The 22009-nt window shown below is 63.1% G+C and carries 17 protein-coding genes; 15 read left to right on the top strand and 2 right to left on the bottom strand.

Going from position 1 to position 22009, the window contains the following annotated elements; all coding sequences use genetic code 11:
- Positions 1 to 293 precede the first annotated feature (293 nt).
- Positions 294 to 1481, bottom strand: coding sequence for a type II secretion system F family protein (locus tag C9422_RS26090; RefSeq protein ID WP_033048091.1), 1188 nt, complete (start codon positions 1479 to 1481; stop codon positions 294 to 296).
- A gap of 14 nt (positions 1482 to 1495) precedes the next feature.
- Positions 1496 to 1930: a type II secretion system major pseudopilin GspG gene (gene gspG / locus C9422_RS26085; protein WP_007977211.1), complete on the bottom strand. Its 435-nt coding sequence runs from the start codon at positions 1928 to 1930 to the stop codon at positions 1496 to 1498.
- 216 nt (positions 1931 to 2146) lie between these two features.
- Between gspG and C9422_RS26080 the strand changes: the two genes are divergently transcribed.
- The 15 genes from C9422_RS26080 to C9422_RS26010 all read left to right on the top strand — a co-directional run bounded on the left by C9422_RS26080 (position 2147) and on the right by C9422_RS26010 (position 22008).
- Positions 2147 to 2755, top strand: a complete 609-nt coding sequence (locus tag C9422_RS26080) for a lytic transglycosylase domain-containing protein (RefSeq protein ID WP_007977214.1) — start codon at positions 2147 to 2149, stop codon at positions 2753 to 2755.
- 207 nt (positions 2756 to 2962) lie between these two features.
- On the top strand, positions 2963 to 8776 hold the full coding sequence (mnxG, locus tag C9422_RS26075) for a manganese-oxidizing multicopper oxidase MnxG (RefSeq protein WP_116582650.1): 5814 nt from the start codon (positions 2963 to 2965) through the stop codon (positions 8774 to 8776).
- A gap of 233 nt (positions 8777 to 9009) precedes the next feature.
- On the top strand, positions 9010 to 10962 hold the full coding sequence (locus C9422_RS26070; protein WP_116582649.1) for a YncE family protein: 1953 nt from the start codon (positions 9010 to 9012) through the stop codon (positions 10960 to 10962).
- Positions 10963 to 10974: 12 nt separating this feature from the next.
- On the top strand, positions 10975 to 11631 hold the full coding sequence (locus C9422_RS26065; RefSeq protein ID WP_116582648.1) for an SCO family protein: 657 nt from the start codon (positions 10975 to 10977) through the stop codon (positions 11629 to 11631).
- Positions 11628 to 12251 carry an SCO family protein gene (locus C9422_RS26060; protein WP_116582647.1) on the top strand — a complete coding sequence of 208 codons (624 nt, stop codon included), beginning with the start codon at positions 11628 to 11630 and terminating at the stop codon, positions 12249 to 12251. Before C9422_RS26065 ends, C9422_RS26060 begins: the two co-directional genes overlap by 4 nt.
- An 8-nt stretch (positions 12252 to 12259) precedes the next feature.
- A complete protein-coding gene (locus C9422_RS26055; RefSeq protein ID WP_116582656.1) occupies positions 12260 to 13810 on the top strand; it encodes an ABC transporter substrate-binding protein in 1551 nt (516 codons plus the stop codon).
- 13 nt (positions 13811 to 13823) lie between these two features.
- A complete protein-coding gene (locus C9422_RS26050) occupies positions 13824 to 14777 on the top strand; it encodes a peptidylprolyl isomerase (protein WP_116582646.1) in 954 nt (317 codons plus the stop codon).
- Between the two features lie 223 nt (positions 14778 to 15000).
- The gene (locus tag C9422_RS26045; protein WP_116582645.1) at positions 15001 to 15534 is read left to right on the top strand and encodes a response regulator; all 534 of its coding nucleotides are present in this window, start codon (positions 15001 to 15003) and stop codon (positions 15532 to 15534) included.
- An 84-nt stretch (positions 15535 to 15618) separates the two neighbouring features.
- The gene (locus C9422_RS26040) at positions 15619 to 17325 is read left to right on the top strand and encodes a GspE/PulE family protein (protein ID WP_007977232.1); all 1707 of its coding nucleotides are present in this window, start codon (positions 15619 to 15621) and stop codon (positions 17323 to 17325) included.
- Positions 17306 to 18109, top strand: coding sequence for a hypothetical protein (locus tag C9422_RS26035; protein WP_116582644.1), 804 nt, complete (start codon positions 17306 to 17308; stop codon positions 18107 to 18109). Before C9422_RS26040 ends, C9422_RS26035 begins: the two co-directional genes overlap by 20 nt.
- A 1-nt stretch (position 18110) precedes the next feature.
- On the top strand, positions 18111 to 18656 hold the full coding sequence (locus C9422_RS26030) for a PilN domain-containing protein (protein ID WP_116582643.1): 546 nt from the start codon (positions 18111 to 18113) through the stop codon (positions 18654 to 18656).
- Positions 18643 to 19191, top strand: a complete 549-nt coding sequence (locus C9422_RS26025; RefSeq protein ID WP_116582642.1) for a pilus assembly protein PilO — start codon at positions 18643 to 18645, stop codon at positions 19189 to 19191. The genes C9422_RS26030 and C9422_RS26025 overlap by 14 nt, the downstream gene beginning before the upstream one ends.
- Complete coding sequence (locus C9422_RS26020) at positions 19191 to 19709, top strand: hypothetical protein (protein WP_116582641.1); 519 nt, start codon at positions 19191 to 19193, stop codon at positions 19707 to 19709. Before C9422_RS26025 ends, C9422_RS26020 begins: the two co-directional genes overlap by 1 nt.
- Entirely contained in the window at positions 19706 to 21532 is a 1827-nt protein-coding gene (locus C9422_RS26015; RefSeq protein ID WP_116582640.1) for a secretin N-terminal domain-containing protein, read from the top strand. The genes C9422_RS26020 and C9422_RS26015 overlap by 4 nt, the downstream gene beginning before the upstream one ends.
- Before the next feature lie 2 nt (positions 21533 to 21534).
- Positions 21535 to 22008, top strand: coding sequence for a type II secretion system protein (locus tag C9422_RS26010; protein ID WP_007977244.1), 474 nt, complete (start codon positions 21535 to 21537; stop codon positions 22006 to 22008).
- Position 22009: the final 1 nt, after the last annotated feature.

Raw genomic sequence — 22009 nt, 5'->3', positions numbered from 1 at the left:
ACCCCCACCGCCACCGCCACTACCCCCATCCTTGGCCTGAGCACTGGATACCCCGGACAGGTTGTCCGGAATCAGTACGGTAGACGCCGACAGAACCGCGCCAATAGCTACTGCCAGTAAAAGCTTATTGATGTGCATGTCGTTCTCCGTCTTCTTGTTTGAGCCTGGAACGTTGATGAAGCTTGCAACGTGCTGCTTTTTCCCATGGGAACCTGTTAAACACCTCGGCAGGTTGATTTATTCAGTTTGATGGTTGAAGAAATGCAACGGACAGCGCGGCCCTGTTCCAAAAATCAGTGAATACTCGAGGCCAGTTCGAAAATCGGGATATACATCAGGATCACGATCACCCCGATCAACAGGCCGATGAAGGTCATGAGCAAGGGTTCGAACAGCCGCACGAACCATTCGATCCAGCGGCTGATTTCTTCGTCGTAGAAGTCGGCGCTGCGCTCCATCATCTGCCCGAGGTTGCCGGACTGTTCACCGGCGCGCAGCAGGCGCAGGGACACGGGGGTCACCAGTTGATTGAGCTCCAGCGCGGTGGACAACGATTGCCCTTCGCGCACCCGTTCGCAGGCCTGGTCCAGCCGGCCGCGGGAGGCGACGGTGAGCAGGTTGCGGACCATGCCCATGGCGGTGACGAGGGGAATGCCGCCTTGCAGCAGAATGCCCAGGGAACGGTAGAAGCGTGCCAGCTCATACATGAAGATGCGCTGGTGCACCGCGGGGAGTTTCTCGATCACCCGGTCCAGCCCCCGCCGAAAGGCCGGTTGGCGCTTGAGCAGGACGAGGGCGACGATGATGGCCAGCAAGCCACCGAAGAATTCGCCCTGGTGGGCGTGAAGGAACATGCCGCTGCTCATCAGGATCTGCGACAACCACGGCAGGTTCGACCCAAGCCCTTCGAACACCAGGCTGAAGCGCGGCACGACGTAGCCCATCAGGAACAACACCACGCCGCCGCCCACTACCAGCAACAGCATGGGGTAGATCGACGCACTGATGATCTTCTGGCGAACCTCGTCCATGCGCTGTCGATAGCTGACATATCGGCCCAGGGCATCGCCGACGGCGCCGGTCTTCTCGCTGGACTGCACCAGCGCCACGTACAAAGGCGGGAAAATGGCCGACAACTGGCCCAGGGCCTGGGAAAACGATTTGCCCTCGTAAAGCAGGCGCACCAGCTCGCTCAGGGTTTTGCGGGCTTGCGGCGCGTTTTCCTTTTCCGCCAGGCTTTCCAGCGCATCGATCAACGGCAGGCCGGCGTTGAGCAAGGTGGTCAGCTCCTGGCTGAACAATACCAGGTTGAACGTCTCGCGCCTTTGCAGGCGCAACGCGCGCCAATGTCGCTCGGCGTGCAGGCTGACCACCCGCAGGCCTTGGTCCTCGGCGATGCGCCTGGCTTCGCTTTGCCCCGGCGCATCGACGGTCATTGAGACGACACCGGCCTTGCCGACGGCTTTGAGATGAAAGCGCATGGTCGCCATATCCGTCAGTTCCAGTTGGTGACTTCGGCGTTCTCGCCTTCGCCGCCGGGTTGCCCATCCTTGCCCATGGACAACAGGTCGTACTCGCTGTTTTCACCGGGATAGCGATAGCTGTAGTTGTGGCCCCAAGGGTCTTGGGGAAGTTTTTTCTGCAGGTACGGGCCGGTCCAGCGCGGTTCGTCGGCGGGGGCCGTGACCAGCGCCTGCAAACCCTGTTCGGTCGACGGGTAATGGCCGACCTCCAGGCGGTAAATGTCCAGGGCTTTGCTCAAGCCTTCTATTTGTGCCTTGGCCACTTTCACTTCGGAACGGCCCAGTTGGGCGAAATACTTCGGCGCGACGATGCCAGCCAACAGCCCCAGCACCACCAGCACCACCAACAGTTCGAGCAGGGTGAATCCGTTTTGGGATCGCCGGGCATAACGCAGATGCTGATTCATGATGACCTCGCACGGTAGGCAGCAGTGTTGCCAGTTGCCATGTAGTTGTTGTCATTCAACAGCATGCAATTGCCATGCTCATGCTTGGTGATCCTTCTGCACCCCCCGTGCTACGGGCCTTCTCACTTACGGCACAGTGCTTGCGTATGGCTGTTGCACGACTGGCCATTGGGGCATTACCCCCATTTTTCGGGGCCGGGAAGGGGAGGTCTAACAATGAAATCACTCACCACCGGGTTGCTGGGTCTGCTGGTCTTGACCGGCGCCGCACAGGCCGATGTGTTTGTTTCCGTGGACGCCAATGGCAGCTACGTCCTGTCCAATGTCCACCGCCCCGGACGCCACTATGAACGGGTGATCCGTGAACCCGATGCGCCGGTCGTCAGCCTCGACCAGCAACCGCAGATGATCGCCGCGCAACCCTACGCCGAACTGGTGGCGGCGGCGGCCACGGCCAACGAACTGCCGGCGGCGCTGTTGCACGCAGTGATCAAGACCGAGTCGAGCTACAACGCCCGCGCTACCTCACCCAAGGGCGCTCGCGGACTGATGCAGTTGATGCCCGACACCGCCCGCGAAATGGGCGTGACCAACGTCTACGACCCCAAGGCCAACATCCAGGGCGGCGCCCGCTATCTCAAGCGTCTGATGACGATGTTCGACAACGATATCCGCCTCGCCGTAGCGGCCTACAACGCCGGCCCGCAAGCGGTGCTCAGCCGTGGCAACGTGGTCCCGCCGTTCGCCGAAACCCAGCGTTATGTGCCCAACGTGCTGAACCAGTATCGGCGTTTGCAGGGGTTGTCCGCGGATGCGCCGCTGTGATCGAAACCGCGGGGGCGATTTTCCCCAATAGTGGGGAATTGTGGCCCCGGCGAAAAAGTGGGGGATTGGGTGGGGAATATCCCCCCCGGATTATTAAGTAGTAGTTATAACTTACTGAATAATAACGTTATTTTTTGTGGCATGCGGATTGCTCTCGACGATTTGTCGTGAAGTTTTCCCTGCAAACCCGTAGCGAGGCCCGAGACCATGGTCGGTATATCCCACGCCCCGTCCCTGATTAATTTGCTGCTGTTGGTGACTTCGATGCTCGGTATCGAGATTGCCAGCGCAGCTGCACGTTGCGAGCGCAACCTGGTGGCCAACGTCGTGGCGTTCGATCAGCCGCTGATGTTCAACCGTCTGGGGGCGCAAAACGTCAACGGCATGATGTTCGCGCTGCGTCGCGATGTGGTCGATGACCATGACATTTCCCTCGCCCAAGGGGGCGCAGCAGTGCCGGGCAAGGTTTCCCTGCGGCCCGACAAGCGCCCGCGTCCGCTGGTGTTGCGCGTGGCTGCCGGCGATTGCCTGACCGTCAATCTGCAGAACCTGCTGGCCTATCAGGCCAACCCGGGCAGTCATGAAGCGTTTGAGCAAGAGGGCGAGCAAGAGGGTGGCCAGGGCGGCAATGCCGAAGCCTTCAAGGCCGATGAGCAGGTGGCTGACCGTCATGTCGGTTTCCAGGTCAACGGCCTGCAGGCCGTCAACAGCATCGATGACATCGCCTCCTATACCGGACGCAACGCCAACAGCCTCGTCGCCCCCGGCAGCAGCCGTTCCTACACGTTGTACGCCGAACGCGAAGGCGCGTTCGACGTCAGCAGCCGTGGCGCGACCTTCGGTGGCGAGGGCGCGGCGGGCAACAACGCCAACGGGCTGTTCGCCCAGGTCGTGGTCGTGCCCAAGGGCGGACGCACTTACCGCAACACCTTGACCGAAGAAGAAATGCGTCTGGCCAGCACCGGACGTACGCCGGCCGGTCAGCCAATCGTCGATTATCAGGCGCGCTACCCGCAGCGCGAGCCGTGGATTCGCGAAGGCAAGGCCGGTACGCCGATCATCAATATGGTGGACGGCAGTGAGATCATTTCCGGCGAAAGCGACGCGATCGTGATGGGCAGCAACGCCGACGGCAGCTTCCCGCCATCAACCTATCCACTGGAAGCCATGGGCAAGCGCAATCCGGCGCTGCCGAACCGGCTGGAGCCGTTCCGCGATTTCGCTTCGCAGTTCCAGGATGAAACTGCCGTCACCCAAGCCTTCCCGGCGTACTTTGCAGACCCGGTGATGGGCCATGTGCTGGAGCCGACCCGCGACTCGTTCATGATCAACTACGGCTCCGGCGGCATGGGCGCCGAAGTGGTCGCCAACCGCCTGGGCGTGGGACCGATGCACGATTGCCTGTCTTGCGCCTATGAGGAGTTTTTCCTCAGCTCGCACACCGTGGGCGACGTGGCGATGCTGGTGGACGTACCGGCCAACGCCGGCCTGGAAAACATTCGTCCAGGCGAGGTGCCGCGTGCCGATCAGGTCGGGGTCAAGGCGACCATGGCGCTCTATCCGTCGGAACCGTCCAACGTCAATCACAGCTACATCGGTGACTTCGTCAAGTTCCGCAACACCCACAACGGCTACGAACACCACATCTTCCACCTGCACGGGCATCAATGGCTGTACAACCCGAACGATGACAACACCGATTACCTGGACGCCCAGGGCATAGGCCCGGGCTCCGGCTACACCTATGAAATCGCCAACGGTGGTTCGGGTAACCGTAACCGCGTAGCGGGCGATGCGATCTACCACTGCCACTTCTACCCGCACTTCGCCCAGGGCATGTGGGCCATGTGGCGGGTGCACGATGTGTTCGAAGAAGGCACCCGGCTCGAAGTGTCCCAGCAGGGTGCAGACGGCTTCCACAAACAACCCTATGCGCTGCGCAACGGCAAACCGGCGGCCGGTGCGCGGGCCTTGCCCGATGGCGAAATCATCGCCGGTACGCCGATCCCGGCGGTCGTGCCGTTGCCAGGCAAAGCCATGGCTCCCATGCCGGGCAAGGTCGTCGTGGTGCCGAAAATCGGCCAGACCCTGATAGCCGCTGGCGAAGATGATGACGGCGGCAATGGCGGTGCCGGCGGTACCCAGGCCATCGGCTCGCTGGCGCTGGTCGATCGCAGCGAAGCCAACCGCAACGCCGACGGCAGCCTGAAAAACCCCGGTTTCCCCTTCTGGATCGGCGGCATGGAAAGTTCGGTCGGCCAACGCCCGCCAACCCCACCGCTGGACATGCTCGACGCGGCCAAGGCCCAGGCGCTGAAAACCAGCGGCAACGGCCTGTGGGCCAACCTCGACCCGAACCAGTCCGGTGGCTGGGACGGTGGCCTGGGGCGCCATGCGCTGGACGGCGTGTCGGCCGGTGGCGAGGCGCACACGGTGACCACCTCGCTGGACTTCTCCAAGGAAGTGAAGCGGGCCAAACCGATTTACCTACCGGAAGAGGGGACCGAAGTCGAACAGGCAGCCATGGCCTTCCACGCCAAAAAGGACCACCCCAGCTTTGCCGTGCTGCCGGGCAAACAGGTGGTTGCGCGCAACTTCCGCACCAATGGCGCCTTGCCGATTGCCGGTGCGCCGTTCTACGAGCCCTGCATGGATGATCGGGCCAAACGCCTGACCAGCAGTGCCGGCAGCGGTGAATACCATAGTGGCGAGCGCATCGACGGCATGTCCTTTACTGGCTCCTCGACTTTCACCGCCGACCGCCCGCGCATCTACAAGGCGGCCAACATCCAGTTCGACGCGGTGTACAACAAGGTCGGCTACCACTTCCCGCAGGCGCGCATCCTCGCGTTGTGGGAAGACGCCTGGCCGGTGATCACCAAGCAGCGTCCGCCGGAACCGCTGGTGATGCGCATGAACACCTTCGACTGCGTGCAGTACCAGCAAACCAACCTGGTGCCGGCCACCTATGAGATGGACGACTATCAGGTGCGCACCCCGACCGATGTGATCGGCCAGCACATTCACTTGCCGAAGTGGGACCTGACGTCCGCCGATGGTTCGTCCAACGGCTGGAACTACGAGGACGGCGTGCTTTCCCCGGGTGCCGTGGTGGAACGCATCCATGCCATCCGCGCGTTCAACCAGTGCCAGGGCACCGACCCGCGTGACGGCACGCCCGCCTGCCCGGTGGCCAAGGCGCATCCGTTCTTTGGTCAATATGGCCGGGCGGACTGGATGGGCGCGCGCACGGCGATGCAGCGCTGGTTCATCGATCCGGTGATCAACACCAAGGGTGTCGACCGTGGCCTGGGGACCATTTTCACCCACGACCACCTCGGCCCGTCGACTCACCAACAGATCGGCCTGTACGCCACCGTGTTGGCCGAACCCGCCGGTTCCACCTGGTTCCACGCCGAAACGGGCGAGCCGTTGTACAGCGGCGCGCGCTCGGACGGCGGGCCGACTTCTTGGCAGGCGGTGATATCGACCGGTGACCTGGACAACGACGGCAAGAACGACAGCTTCCGTGAGTTCTTCCTGGAGTACAGCGACTTCCAGCACGCCTACGAAGCCGGTGTGTACGTCGGCGCCGGCCCCAATGGCGTGCCCAATCCGCAGGCGTTCCCGGCGACATCCGACAGCTTCCGCTATGCGATCAATCCGCCCGTGCGCAACAACGCCGGCAACCTGCTCGAGTCGGTAGTCGAGGCCCGTGGCGGCATCAAGTCTGGCTGCCCGAGCCGGCCATGTCCGCAAGCGATCTCGGTGGATGACCCCGGCATGTTCGTGGTCAATTACCGCAACGAACCCCTGGGCCTGCGGGTGTTCGACCCGAACAAGGTCGGCCCGGACGGCAAGCGCGGCATGCAGGCCGACGGCCTCGGCGGCGACCTGTCGTTTGCCATGCAAAGCCGTACCGACCGTGCGATCCCTGCGATGAACCTGGCGCCGAACCTGGTGACTTCGGCCACCGGCCCGACCGGCGGCACTACGCGGTTCCCGCCACACATCAACCGTGGCGGTGCGGAACCGGGCGACCCGTTCACACCGATGCTGCGCACCTACACCGGCGACAACGTGCGGTTGCGGGTGCATGCCGGCGGCCATGAAGAGGAGCACAACGTCACCCTGCACGGTGTGAAGTGGCTGCAAAGCGGCACCGGCTATGGCAACAGCTCCAACTCGGGCTGGCGAGCATCGCAAATGGTCGGGATTTCCGAGCAGATGGGCTTCATTGCACCGGTGTCGATGCTCTCCAGTTCCGCGGCGACCACGGGTGACTATCTGTACTCGATGGATGCCTCGATCGAAGGCTACTGGAACGGCATCTGGGGCGTGATGCGCAACTACACCGCGCAACGCAGCGATCTGTTTGCCCTGCCGAACAACCCGAAACCGGCGGGCACGCGCAACACCGTGGCGTTTGACGGCACTTGTCCGCGGGTCGGCGCCAACCCGAACGGCATGGGTACCAGGCCCACCGTGCAGCGCAACTACGAGGTCGTGGCGGCGCTGGCCAACGACATCCTGAGCAATCCGCTGGGGTTGTCGATCGGTGACCCCGAGGGACTTGGCCAGCATGTCGGCGGGCCGTTGAATCCGGCGGGCGGTACCCTGGTGTTCAACTCGCGAACCGTGAGCATTCCCCGGGTGACGGTGACCGATCCCGAGGACGGCGAAACCATCACCATCGGTGGCCAGAGCGGGCCGATCCATGACCCGACCGCGATCCTGTACGTGCGCAAGGCCGACCTCGACCCGAGCACGGGCAAGCTCAAGCCGGGGGTGCCTGTCGAACCGCTGGTGCTGCGCGCAGCGGCCGGGGATTGCATCAATATCACCCTGGAGAACCGTCTGCCGAGCGTGATGCCTGACCTGGCGCAGACCGCCATCCTGCAGGGGCTGGTCAAGCGCAATCGCAATGACGGCAACGGCTCGACCACCTTCAACAACAACCTGCTGCGGCCCTCCAGCCATGTCGGCCTGCATGCGCAATTGCTGGCCTACGACATCACCAAATCCGACGGCGCCAACGTCGGCGTCAACCCGATCCAGACCGTGCCACCGCGAGTCGGCAACAGCGGTGCCTACCCGACCCGTACCTATCAGTACTACGCCGGGCACCTGGAGCGTGAAGGCAAGCCGGTGACCCAACTGGGCCGCAACGTCGACAACATCAACGCCACGGCGGTGGAGTTCGGCGGCTTGAATTTCACCCCGGCGGATGTGATCAAGCAGCCGCAAAAAGGCCTTGGCGGTGCAATGAGTGTGCTGCCGGCCGGCGCCACCTGGGTCGAGGACGCCAAGCGTGCATCGGCCACGGTCACGGCGACGGGGCAGGCGGTCTACCGTGACTTCGCGATGGTCTGGCAGCGCGCCTTGAACCTGCGCTGGGCGAATGGTCGGCCGGTGGAAGGCATCGCCTCGGAAGGCATGGGCGTGCCGAACGATCCGAAGGACAACGCCGGCATGGCCATCAACTACAAGACCGAGCCCCTGTGGTATCGCTACGGTCTCGCTCCGGATGCACCGTTCGGCCGCGCGGACGGCTCTGGTTATGGTGACGTGCCCAATGCCCACATGGCCTACAGCAACGCATTGGTGGGCGGCGATCCACAAACGCCGGTGTTCTACGTGAAACCCGGGCAACCGTTCCGCACCCATGTGCTGATGCCGACCGGCGGCAGTCGCGGCTCGACCTTCCAGCTCGATGGTCACCTCTGGTCGGTCAATCCGTACCTGGCGGAGAAGAGCGATGTCGACGGCTATCCGATGTGGACCCCCGGCGTCGGTTCGGTGCGGTTCGGCCTGAACCCGATGTCGATGTACATCGGCGCACGCGAAAGCGTGCTGCCGGCCGCCCACTTCAGCGCCATGCACCCGAGCGCCGGCGGCAGCAATGCGATTGCCGGGGATTACCTGTTCCGTGACAACGCGTCCTTCGGCAACACCGCCGGTCTGTGGGGCTTGCTGCGGGTCACGAATGAACCGGCGCCGACAACGGCACCAACACCGTAGGAAAGGACAGTAACGCAACACCTGTGGGAGCGGCCTTGTGTGGCGAGGGGGCTTGCCCCCGTTCGGCTGCGAAGCAGTCGTAAAAAACGCTACATGCGGTGTGTCAGGCGGATGCAATTGTGGATTTAGGGGGCCGCTGCGCAGCCCAACGGGGCGGTGCGGCGATCCGACAAGCCCCCTCGCCACATGAGTGACCAAAAAGGGACAGGTAGGTTCTGAAGAGGAGATGCGACATGGACAGGACCATCAAATTCGTTGGCAGCGCGCTGATCGTCGGCATGGCGCTGATCGGGATCGGCGTGTGGCGAACCGCGCCTGCGAACATGCTCAGCGAGGTCGCCTTGCCCGACACCTGGGGCGACCGGACGCTGGAGCGTGACGGGATCTCGGTGGTCCTTGATGTCAAGCCACTGGCCGAGGACGGCGTATTGCGTGAGGGCGGTTTCGCCGACGTGCAATTTCGCGTGACCGACAAAGCCTCGGGCCAACCCTTGTCCGGCGTTTCGCCGGGCGCCTGGCTCGACCCGCAAGCAGTCGCCGCCGACCAGGCCCAGGGCCGCGACAGTAGCTGCAAGTCGCGGGTCGGCACCTTCCTCAAATCGAACATCGGCGCACGCCCCCTGCTCGATCTCAACAGCTACTTCCTGCTGGTGATGAACCGTGACGCCAGCGTCTCGGTGATCGATCCGTCGGTGTCTGTCGGCGGCATCACCAGCACCCTGGCGCGCATTGAGCTGAAACAGCCGCCGATGGACTGGGTGACGCCAAAAGACAACAAACGGGTGTTTGTCTCGATGCCCGCCGCCGGCGAGGTGGCGGTGATCGACAGTCAAGAGTTCAAGCTGATCGACTCGGTGGTTGCCGGCAGCAATCCGGTGCGCGTGGCGCTGCAACCGGACGAACGCCTGCTGTGGGTCGGCAACAACGCCAAGGCCGACGGGCAATCCGGGGTCACGGTGATTGACGCCGCCAGCCTCAAACCCCTCAAGCACCTGGCCACCGGGGCCGGGCACCACGAAATCGCTTTCAGCAAGGACAGCCGTTTTGCCTTTGTCACCAACCGCGACGATGGCACGGTGAGCATCGTCGACATCGCCAGCCTGAGCATCAGCAAACAACTCAAGACCGGTTCGCACCCGTTGTCGGTGAGGTATTCGCCGTTGTCCGGCGCCGCCTATGTGGCCGATGGCAAGGATGGCACGGTGACCGTCGTCGATGGCAACAGCCAGTCGGTGCGCCGGGTGATCAGGCTCAAGCAGGGCCTGGGCCCGATGGGCTTCAGCGCCGACGGTCGTTTTGGCATCGTGCTCAACACCCTGGAAAACCAGGCCGCGGTGATCGACACCGCCAACGACGCGTTGATCCATGAACTGAACGTCTCCGCCGAGCCCTGGCAAGTGGTGTTCACCAAGGCCTATGCCTACGTGCGCGGGCTGGCTTCGCCGAAAGTCACGATGATCAACCTGGCCTCCCTCGGCGAGGGCCGCACGCCGATCATCCAGGGGTTCGAGGCCGGACCCCAGGCACCGCGGATGGCCGGTGACCTGCCACTGGCGTCGAGCCTGGCGGTCTCGCGGGACGACAACGCGGTGTTCGTGGTCAACCCGGTGGACAACACCACCTACTTCTACGCCGAAGGCATGAATGCGCCGATGTCCGGCTACCCCAATCGCGGGCAAGTGGCGCGGGCAGCACTGGTTATTGACCGCAGCCTGCGGGAAATCGAGCCGGGGCTTTACAGCTCGCGGGTCAAGCTACCGGCGGCGGGGCGTTTCGACGTGGCGTTCCTGCTCAACCAGCCGAACATCATCCACTGCTTCAGCACCCTGGTGGAGGAGGACAAGCGGCTCGACCAGCACCGTGGGATGCCCAGGGTGGAGTTCATGCTCGACAAGTCCACCGCTGACCTGGGCAGTCCGTACCTGGTGCGCTTTCGCATCGTCGAGGGCAAGCAGAAGGCTCAGCGCAGCGGGGTCAAGGATGCTCAGGTGCGCTACTTCCGCGCCCCGACCTCGCGACCACAGGAGGTTGCCGCGCTGGAAGTCGCCGACGGTGTGTATGAAGCCCCGGTAACCCTCGACCAGGACGGTGCCTGGTACCTGCACGTGCGTGCGGCGTCCCTGGGCTCGAGTTTCGATGACAAGACCTTTGCCAGCGTCCGGGTCGTACCCGGCGATACCCACTAAGAGGAAACTGACATGAACCGATTCGCACATCGCGGCTTGCTGACGTCCTGCCTGTTGGCCATCGGTATCGGCCAGGCGCTGGCTCATTCGACTGACGAGCACGCCGGGCACGACATGGCCGCCAGGAAGGCCGGCCAGGAGACCGCCCGGATCAAGATTGCCGACGTGGCCTTGCTGGACCAGAACGGCAAGGTCGTCAGCCTGGAAAAAGACCTGGTGAGCAACAAGATCGTAGTCATGGGGTTCATCTACACCAGCTGCACCACGGTCTGCCCGGTGGTGTCCTCGATCATGGGCAAGGTGCAGAAACAGCTGGGTGCGCGGGTCGGCACCGAGGTGCAACTGGTGTCGATCAGCATCGACCCGCAGCGTGACGATCCCCAACGCCTGAACGACTACGCCCGCACCTTCCAGCAGGGGCCGGGCTGGAGCTGGCTGACCGGTTCGCCGCAGTCGGTCAATGCCACCCTCAAGGGCCTGGGCGCCTACAGCGGTGACTTCAAGAACCACTCGCCGCTGATTCTGGTGGGCGACGGCAACAACCGTTTCTGGACCCGCTATTACGGTTTCACCGACCCGACGGAACTGGCCCGGGCCGTCGAGAAACTCAGTGGTGAACGCAACGTCCACGCCAAGCACACTGCCATTGCCATGGAGCAACAGCCATGAGAGCCATCGACTGGTTTGCCCTGGGCATCTGCTACTGCATTTTCAGTTCAGTGGCGTTTGCCCACGAAGGGCATGAGCAGACCTCCGCGCCCGCGGTTGACGCCGCGCAGCCGTCCAGCGGCACCCACGACGCGAAGACCTGGTTCACCGACACGCCGTTGCAGGACCAGAACGGCAACACGCTGCGCTTCTACAGCGACACATTGAAGGACCGTGTAGTACTGCTCAATGTGATTTTCACCAGTTGCAACGATGCTTGCCCGCTGATTACCCGCAAGCTCAAGGAAGTGCGTGAAGTGCTCGGCGACAAGGCCGACGGCATCACCTTTATCTCCCTTACCAGTGATCCGCTGCGGGACACCCCGGCGGTACTCAAGGCTTACACCTTGAAACAGGGCGTCGATGGGCCCCACTGGTTTTTTCTTACCGGCGACAAGGCGCAAATGGACCTTGTATTGGGTCGCATCGGTCAGATCGTGCCGACCCCCGAGCAGCACTCCACCCAGTTGATCGTCGGTGACGTGGCGAACAAGCGCTGGAGCAAAATCCGTCCCGATGCCCCGGCGGCCGCCATTGCCCAGCGCCTGCAGCTGCTGGCAATGCCCGTGGCCGGACGCTAGCCATGGCCATCAATACTGCCCTCGTCCTTGGCCTGCTGCTCTTCGGCGGCTTCACGCTCAGTGTCCAGGCGCTGCCGCTGAGCCTCAGCGAAAGTGCCGGCAAGCGCCTGTACCGCGAAGGTGTATCGGCCAGCGGCGAGCCGATCATGGCCCGGGTCGGTGCATCGAACATGGTGCTGCCGGCCACCAGCCTGCCGTGCGCCAACTGTCATGGCGAAGACGGCCTCGGGCGGCCGGAAGGCGGGGTGCGCCCACCGGACCTGAGTTGGTCGCGGTTGGCCAGTAGCCATGGCCAGCAGCACATCAATGGCCGCAGTTACCCGGCCTACAGCGACAGCACCCTGGCGCGGGCGGTGCAGGAGGGGCGCGACCCCGGCAATAACCGGCTCGATCCGTCGATGCCACGGTTCGTGTTGTCGATGAACGATCAGCGCAACCTCACGGCGTACCTCAAGCGCCTGGCCGAAGACCGCGATCCGGGCCTGACCCCTGACAGTCTGCACCTGGGTACGTTGCTGCCAGGCACCGGGCCATTGAGCGAGGAGAGCGGCACGGTGGCGGCGGTGCTCAAGGGCTGCGTGACGCGTATCAACGAGGCGGGGGGCATTCACGGGCGGCAGTTGCGCTTGACCATCCTCGACCCCGGCACCGATCGCGCCAGTGCCGAAAAGGCGCTGGACCGATTGATCGATGAGGAGCAAGTGTTCGCCCTGATCGCCCCGCTGGCGCCGGCATTGGACGTGGACCTCGCCGTGCGTCTGGAACGGGCCGGCATTCCGCTGATCGGGCCGCTGTCCTTGCAGGGCACGCCCCACGCCAGTCCGCAGATATTCGAACCACTGCCGGGGCTTCGCGAGCAATTGATCGCCCTGGCCGATTACGCCAGTGCCAGCCTGCGGGTGCTTCAGGGGCCGACGCTGATCGCCTATCCGGACGAATCCGGCCAACGGCTGGCGGCGCAGGAACTCGGCCAGTACTTGCAGGGGCACGCCTGGCAAAAGGTGCGCCTGCAAGCCTACGACCCGAGCGGGGAAGATTTGCCCCTGGGCTCGCGCTCGGTGTTTTACCTGGGCACCAGCAGCGGCTTCAGCCGACTGGCCGAGCGCCTGCAAACGGCGGGGCAGGTGCCTTACCTGTTCGCCACCTCGAACCAGGTGGCGGGCAATCTGACGCAGGTGCCCAGCGGATTTTCCCGGCGGGTGTTCCTGGCCTATCCGTTCGTGCCCAGCGACTGGACCCAGGCCGGGCGCCTGGCCCTGACCCAGTTGCGCGAACACCAGGGCCTCGGTGGCCAGCACGCGATACTGCAAGTGGGCGCTTTCAGTTCGATGATGCTGCTCAGCGAAGGCATGAAACAGGCCGGGCGGGATGCCAGCCGCGAAAAGCTGGTCAGTGCCCTGGAAGGCCTGCATGACTTCGATACCGGGCTGACGCCCCTGATGAGCTTTGGTCCTGGCCGACGCCTGGGTTTGAGCGGTGCCCATATCGTCACGGTGGATCTGCCGGACCAGCGATTCTATCTGGTCGCCCCCTATAAACCTGTGGTTGCCACGCCATGACCGGAGGCCGATCATGAAACTCAACACTGTGCTGGTCCTGCTGACGCTATGGGCACCCGTGGCGTGGTGCAGCAATGGTCCGGCCGCGGCGCGGGTCAATGGCGAGGAAATTTCCCAACTGCGCCTGGAGCGCTACTTCGCCGAATACCTGGAAGACCAGGGCCGGGCGGTAGGCAACATCCGCAATCCGAAAGCCTACAGGCAACTGCGCAAGGCCGCACTGGATGCCTTGATCGATCGCGAATTGCTCTGGCAGGAAGCCGTCAAGCGCGGCGTGGTGATCAGTGATGCTGTGGTCAAGGACCAGATCGATCAGACCCGTCAGGCCATGGGCGGAACCGAGGTGTTTGCCAGGCGTCTTGAAGATGCCGGTTTCGATGAGGCCGGTTACACCGAATACATCCGCCGTGAACTGGCGGCCCGGCAAGTGTTCAATGACCTCATCCAGACCGCCGGGCCGGACGAAAAACAGGTCCGGGCGTTCTACGAAGAACACCGAGACGAGCTGAACCGGCCCGAAGAAGTGCAGGCCCGGCATATCCTGGTCAAGGTAGCGGCCGGTGCCGACGCTTCCACAGTCGAGGCTGCGCGGCTACGCTTAATTGAAATAAGGGCGTCCATTGTTGCCGGGGCCGATTTCGCCAGCGCTGCCCGTAGCGGGTCTGAAGACACGTCGGCCAGCGAAGGGGGCGACCTGGGCTACTTTCCCCGTGGACGGATGTTGCCGGAGTTCGAGGCGGCCGCGTTTGCCCTGGCGCCGGGGGCCATCAGCGAACCCGTACGCACGTCGGTGGGCTGGCATCTGATCTATCTGGAGAACCACAGGGAGGCGACCCATGTCCCGGAGGAGCAAGGACTTGAGACGGTTCGGGCTTATCTTGCCCGGCAGCACCAGGTACAGGCTCGCTCGCAGGCATTGGCGCAATTGCGTTCGCGCAATCGGATCGAGCGGATTGATGATGACTAGGGGTGTTCCCCAACAGTGGGGGAAAAACGTCAATGCCCATTCGATCGCTTTCCCCGTTTTTGGGGGATGGGATTGCTGTACGAAAAGGCATTGTTTTTAAATTCAAGGACATGAAGACCTAAAATTACCGGCGCTCAGTCTGGCATGAAGTGTGCGTTAGTCCTCTCAGGGCACGCGCTCCGCCAGGTTCAAAACCCGGACCTGCGGTTTCAAGGAGTCGACCTTGTTAAACAAAGTACTGGTTGTTGATGACGAACAGCTGCTGGCGGAAAACCTCCAGGGTTACCTGCAGGCGCAAGCGCTGGAAGTCCGGATTGCTCACGACGGTGCACATGGAATCGCCGAAGCAGACGATTTCGCACCCGATGTGATGGTGTTCGATTACCGCTTGCCGGATATGGAAGGCTTTCAGGTGCTCGATGCCGTCCGCCAGAACAGGAAGTGCCATTTTGTGCTGATCACAGGGCATCCAACCGCGGAAGTTTGCGAGCGGGCCCGGCTACTGGGAGTCAGCCATATCCTGTTCAAACCCTTTCCGTTGGCGGAATTGGCCCGTGCAGTGCTTGATCTTCTGGGCAGGCGGCGCGAGCCCAGGCCGGGTGTGAGCACTTCCGAAGGATTCGTCGAACGACGCCAGAGCAGGACCGAGAGTTTCCCGCTGCAGTTGTACGACGGTAGTTGGGTGCTTGCAGATCGCCGAAAAAATACTTCGGCTTCCATGGCGCCAGACGACGAACAATTGCTCACCGGGGAGTAGTGGCGCGACAAGACGTTCCGGCCTGTGCCGAAATGACTCGCCGCGCTGACAGGGCTCAAAGCCCCGGGCGTTGGAGAGCAAGCCATGGACCGTCTATCCCTTGCCGTAGAACCGGCGCAAGTGGAATGTGTACCGACTCGCTTCAGCAGTGAACAACTGGCCCAGGCGCGCGCCCTGGCCACCAGTTCCGGCGAGCGGATGCTGGACACCCTCGGGGAGTTGAGTGAACTGGCTCCCATGCCTTTCATCCAGTGCCTGGGTGTGACCCTGCACTACCCGGTGCTCGACACCGACAGCCTGTTCAGTGCCACCCCGGTGTTCGACCGGGTGACCCTGGCCCAATGCCTCAAGCGTGAATTCATCCTGCTGCGTCACGACGAAGCGGTCATCGGCGTGTTCGCCGACCCCTTCGACAGCGCACGCCTGGCCTGGATCGATGAATGCCTGCACGGCGCGCCGCTGTACCTGGTGCATGCCGACGACCTGAAGGCCTACCTGGCGCGTCACGAAGAAAGTTTCCACGCGGTGGAATCGCTCAACGCCCAGGCCGAGGGCGGAGCCGAGATCGATACCCTGCAAAGCCTGTCTCTGACCAGCATCAGCGAAGACGCCAGCGTGGTGGTCAAGCTGGTCAACTCGACGCTGTACGACGCCCTGAAAATGCACGCCAGCGACATTCACCTGGGCACCACCGGCAGCGGCCTGGTGATCAAGTACCGGATCGACGGTGTGCTCAACAACATCAGCAAGATCCAGGGCAGCGAGTTCGCCGAGCAAGTGATTTCCCGGGTCAAGGTCATGGCTGAACTGGACATCGGCGAAAAGCGCGTGCCCCAGGACGGTCGCTTCAAGATCGGCATCAGCGGCCGGCAGATCGACTTCCGGGTGTCGATCATGCCGAGCATCTTCGGCGAAGACGCGGTGCTGCGGGTGCTCGACAAACAGGACCTCGCCGACAAAGTCTGTGGCGTGCAACTGCAAGCCCTGGGCTTTGAAGAAGATACCCTGCGCCAGTTGCGCCGGCTGGCCGCCGAACCCTACGGCATGGTGCTGGTGACCGGGCCTACCGGTAGCGGCAAGACCACCACCCTGTACGCGATGATCACCGAGATCAACCACGGCGTGGACAAGATCATCACCATTGAAGACCCGGTGGAATATCAATTGCCGGGCGTTCTGCAAATCCCCGTCAACGAGAAAAAGGGCCTGACCTTCGCCCGGGGCCTGCGCTCGATCCTGCGTCATGACCCGGACAAGATCATGGTCGGTGAAATCCGCGACCCGGACACCGCACAGATCGCCGTGCAATCGGCGCTCACCGGTCACCTGGTGTTCACCACCATCCACGCCAACAACGTGTTCGACGTGATCGGCCGATTCACCCAGATGGAAATCGATCCCTACAGCCTGGTCTCGGCACTCAATGCCGTCCTGGCCCAGCGTTTGATCCGTCTGGTCTGCACCAGTTGCAGCGCCCCTTACAGCCCGACAGAAGAAGAGCTGGAGGTCTCGGGGCTCGATCCGCAAAAGGTCGCTCACTACCGGTTCGTCCACGGCAAGGGTTGCGGGCATTGCCGGGGCACCGGGTATCGCGGGCGCAGTGCGATTGCCGAACTGCTGCATCTGGATGACGAATTGCGGCAAATGATCGTCGAGCGTCAACCCATCTCGAAAATCAAGGCCCATGCCTGCAAACGTGGCTTGCGCCTGTTGCGCGAGTCGGCGCTGGAGCTGGTGGAACAAGGCCGGACCACTCTCGAGGAGATCAATCGTGTCACTTTTATCTCGTGAGCAATTTGTCGCCGTGCTCGGCGCCAGCGGTGTAGGCCTGGGGCATCGGCAAGGCAGTGCAACCCACTGGCTGGGCAGCGTCGGCTACATCGACGAAGGTTTCCACGCCTGGGCGGTGGCCCTCGACACCCTCGACCGTTTGCTGGCCGAGCACGCCGTTGCCAGGGCCGAACTGACGGTGGTGATCTCCGGACACTTCAGCCGCTATTGCCTGGTGCCCTGGAGCGATCAGATCAGCAGCCCGGCCGAATTGCTCGGCTTCGCCCAACTGTGTTTCGAAGACCTCTACGGTGCACCGACGCAACCCTGGAGCCTGGTGCTGTCGGCTGAACCTGCCGGTTATGACCGCATCGCTACCGCGCTGCCCCAAGACTTGCTCGACCGCCTGCGCACCCTGGTCAGCGCGCGTGGCCTGCGCCTGCGCTCGGTGCAGCCGTACCTGATGGCGGCGTTCAACCATTTCGATAAAAGCCTTGATGCCGGGGACTTCCTGTTCGTGGTCGCCGAACCGGTACGCAGCGTGTTGCTGCTGGCCCGGGAAGGGCGCTGGACGTCGGTGCGCTCGGTGGGCAGCAGCGACAGTGATGCGGCCCTGACGGCGCTGATCGGCCGTGAGAACCAGTTGCAGGCCTCCACCAGCGAACGGCCGTTGACGGTCTACCTGCATGCGCCGGCGCGCATCGACTCGCACCCTGATGTGCCCGGTGTGCATCTGCGCACCCTCGAAGAAGACCGGACAGCCGTACGCGATTGCCTGTACGTCATGTCTCGGGCGGTGGCCTGACATGCGCCCCCTGATGCTCGACTTTCAGCCGCGCCGCCGTGCAGGTCCCCTGGGCTGGAGCCTGCTGGCCGGTGGCGTGGTGCTGACACTGACTTGCCTTGTGGTGCAGCAGCACCTGAACAACGAGGCCGAACAACAGCAGGGCCACCTGCAAACCACCCAGCGGGTGCTCACTGGCGACACCGGCAGCAAGCCCGGCCTGACCCCGGCGGAAACTCGCGAGCAGGCGCAGAACCTGGCCGAAATGCGCAAGGTCTCCCAGCAGTTGCGCCGCCCTTGGGAGCGTTTGTTCGCCACGCTGGAAGCCATGCCGCGGGACAACATTGCCCTGCTGACCCTGACCCCGGACGCCCGCAAAGGCCAGGTACGGATCAGCGCCGAGGCATTGGACCTGGACGCCATGCTCGATTTCCACCGTCGCCTCGAAGCCAGCGACGAGCTGTCCGACGTGTCGCTGCTGAGTCACGAAATTGTCGCCAACGTGCCGGAACACCCGGTGCAGTTCAACCTGTCGGCTACCTGGGAGATCGGCGATGCAAATCCATAAATTGATCGTCCACGAATACCTGCAAGGCCTGGGGGTTCCGGGGCTGGCAGGGATGGCCATGCTGGTGCTGGCGCTGAGTTATGGCCTGGTCGGATTGCTGCCGGACTGGCAGTCGCTGCAAAGCCTCAACCAGCAGACCCGCGAAGCGACCGAGTACCTGGCCAAGGTTGAAGACGGCACCGTGGCTGCACCGGTGGTGCCGCAGCGCCAGCTCGACGATTTCCGCAGCAAGTTGCCGTCCCAGCCACAGGCCACCGTGGCCATCGACAAGATCTACGCTCTGGCTGCCCAGGAGCGCATCACCTTGTCCCGGGGCGAATATTCCCTGGGCGTGGACCCCAAGACACACCTGGCCCGTTATCAGATTCTGCTGCCGGTGCGTGGCAGCTATCCGCAACTGCGGCGTTTCCTGCACGCCTTGCTCGGCCAGTTGCCGGCGGTGGTGCTGGAGGATGTGGAGTTTCAACGCAAGAAAATCGCCGATACCGACCTGACCGGGCGGATCCGCATGACCCTTTACCTGTCGAGGTCATGATGAATACCAAGCGAATGGTGGGTTGGGTGGCGTTCTTCGGTGTAGCGGCAGCGCTGGCCTGGTTCCCCGAATACTTCAAGCCGGCTGACGACAGCGACCCTGCGCTGGCCGCCGTGGCCACGCCAGCCAAAGGCAAGGCCCCGGGCGCAGCGGCGGCTGCATCGAGCGCCGCGGCGGTCGTGCCGATCAAGGACCTGAGCCCGGCAGGCGACCTGTTCGCCGCCCGCAGCTGGAAAGCGCAGGCGGTCCTCGGCACCGTCATTGAGCAGCCGGTGGTCGTGACGCCAGAGGTGCAGGTCCCCACTGCACCGCCGATGCCCTTCCAGTTTGTCGGCAGGCTGGATGACCGTTCCGATCTGCAGGTGTTCTTGCAGAGCGGCGAAAAAATTTACGTCGTGCGCAAAGGGGATGTCATCGACGAAACCTGGCGGATCGAGCGCATTTCCAAAGAGGAGCTGAGCCTGGTCTACCTGCCTCTGCATTTAGCTCAGACTTTGTCTGTGGGGAGTACGGAATGAACAAATCCCGTTTGCTGATGAGCCTTTGTCTCTGCGCAGGGCTGGCTGCATGCAGTTCGGCGCAGGTCGCCAAGGAAGAAGCTTCCGCCCTGATGGAATCTGGCCAGTACGAAGCCGGCCTGGCTCGCATCGAACAGGGGTTGCGCGAGAACCCTCGCGATACCGATCTGCACATCGCCCTCAATAGCGGTCGGGCCCGCGCCGTGACAGCACTGCTGACCCAGGCCGACATGGACCGCGCCCAGCGTAATTTCGCCGGGGCCCGCATGGGCTACAGCCGGGTCCTGGGCATCGAGCCGAACAACCGTCGTGCCCAGGACTCCCTGCGCCAGCTCGACTACTTGCGCAGCATGGACGAGAAACTCGAACTGGCCCGTGGCGACCTGCGTCGCGGTGACATCTACGGTGCCGATCGCCAGGTCAAGCAGATCCTCGAACTGGACCCGAACAACGAGGGTGCCCGGGAGCTGCAAGACAACATCCGCCTGGTGCAGAGCCGCAACGTGGTGCAGTACCCACAACTGCGCACACGCCTGGACCGGCCGGTGACCCTGGAGTTTCGCGACGCCAACCTGAAGACCATTTTCGAAGTGCTGTCCCAGGTCGCCGGCCTGAACTTCATCTTCGACAAGGACCTGCGCCCGGACATGAAAGCCACGATCTTCGTACGTGACGTGCGTATCGAAGACGCCGTGGAATTGCTGCTGCAACAGAACCAGTTGCACCAGAAAGTGGTGAATGAAAACACCTTGCTGATCTACCCGGACTCGCCGCAGAAGCTCAAGGATTACCAGGAGCTGGTGATGCGCACCTTCTACCTGACCAGCATCGATGCCAACACCGCGTTGAACATGATCAAGACCATGCTCAAGACCCGCGACGTGTTCGTCGATGAACGCCTCAATACCCTGACCATGCGCGACACCGGCGACGCCATCCGCATGGCGGAAAAGCTCCTGCAATCGCAGGACCAGTCCAACCCCGAAGTGGTGCTGGAAGTGGAAGTGATGGAAGTCGCCCGCCAACGCATTCTCGACCTCGGCCTGCAATGGCCCAACACCTTCGGTGTGATCAACAGCGACGGCTCGCCAGTGTCCATCCTTGACCAGCTCAAAGGCATCGACTCGAGCCGGATTTCCATCAGCCCGGCGCCCCAGGCCAAGATCAACGCCCAGGACAAGGACATCAACACCCTGGCCAGCCCGGTGATCCGGGTGAGCAACCGCGAACAGGCGCGCATTCACATCGGTCAGCGCGTGCCGATCATCAGCGCCACCTCGGTGCCTTCGACCCAGGGCCCGGTGATCACCGAAAGCGTGACTTACCTCGACGTCGGTCTGAAGCTTGAAGTGCAGCCCATCGTGCACCTGAACAACGAAGTGGCGATCAAGATCGCGCTGGAAGTCAGTAACGCCACGCCGCTGACGCCGACCGCTCAGGGCACCATTCCAGTCCAGGTCGATACCCGCAACGCCCAGACCACCTTGCGTCTGCATGATGGCGAAACCCAGATCCTCGCCGGTCTGGTGCGCAACGACCATGGCAGCAGCGGTAACAAGATCCCTGGCCTTGGCGACATTCCTGGCCTGGGCCGCCTGTTCGGCAGCAACAAGGACGATGTCAGCAAGTCCGAACTGGTGCTGTCGATCACTCCGCGGATCGTGCGCAACCTGCCGTACCAGAGCCCGTCGGACATGGAATTCCCGACCGGCACCGAAACCAGCATGCACATCCAGGCCCCTGACCGTTCGATGAACACGACGGTCCAGACCGGCCCCATGAGCGCACCGATCGCCACCACCGTTACCGTCGGGAAGCCATGATCATGAACGCCTCGCAACGCGGTTTTACCCTGATCGAAGTCGTGGTGACGCTTGCCCTGATCGGCCTGTTGGCCGGCATGGCCGCACCGCTGACCGAGACGGTGGTGCGTCGGGGCAAAGAGCAGGAACTGCGGAACGCGCTGTACCAGATCCGCGATGGCATCGACGCCTATAAACGCGCCTTCGACGCCGGTTACATCGAGAAGACGCTCGACAGCAACGGCTACCCGCCGAACCTGAAAGTGCTGGTCGATGGTGTACGTGACGTGCGCAGCGCCAAGGGGGCCAAGTTCTATTTCCTGCGGCGCATCCCCCGTGATCCGCTGGCCACCGTCAAGCGTGACGACGAGGGCGGATGGGGCCTGCGTGCCTATGACAGTTCGGCTGAGAACCCGCGCGAGGGCCAGGACGTCTTTGACGTTTACTCCAAGGCTCGCGGCAAGGGGCTCAATGGCATCGCCTATCGGGAGTGGTGAG

It is taken from the genome of Pseudomonas sp. B1(2018), assembly GCF_003097365.1.
In the GTDB taxonomy this organism is placed as follows: domain Bacteria; phylum Pseudomonadota; class Gammaproteobacteria; order Pseudomonadales; family Pseudomonadaceae; genus Aquipseudomonas; species Aquipseudomonas laurylsulfatiphila.
Note: the sequence above shows the minus strand (reverse complement) of the source record. Positions and strands in the feature narration are given on the sequence as shown.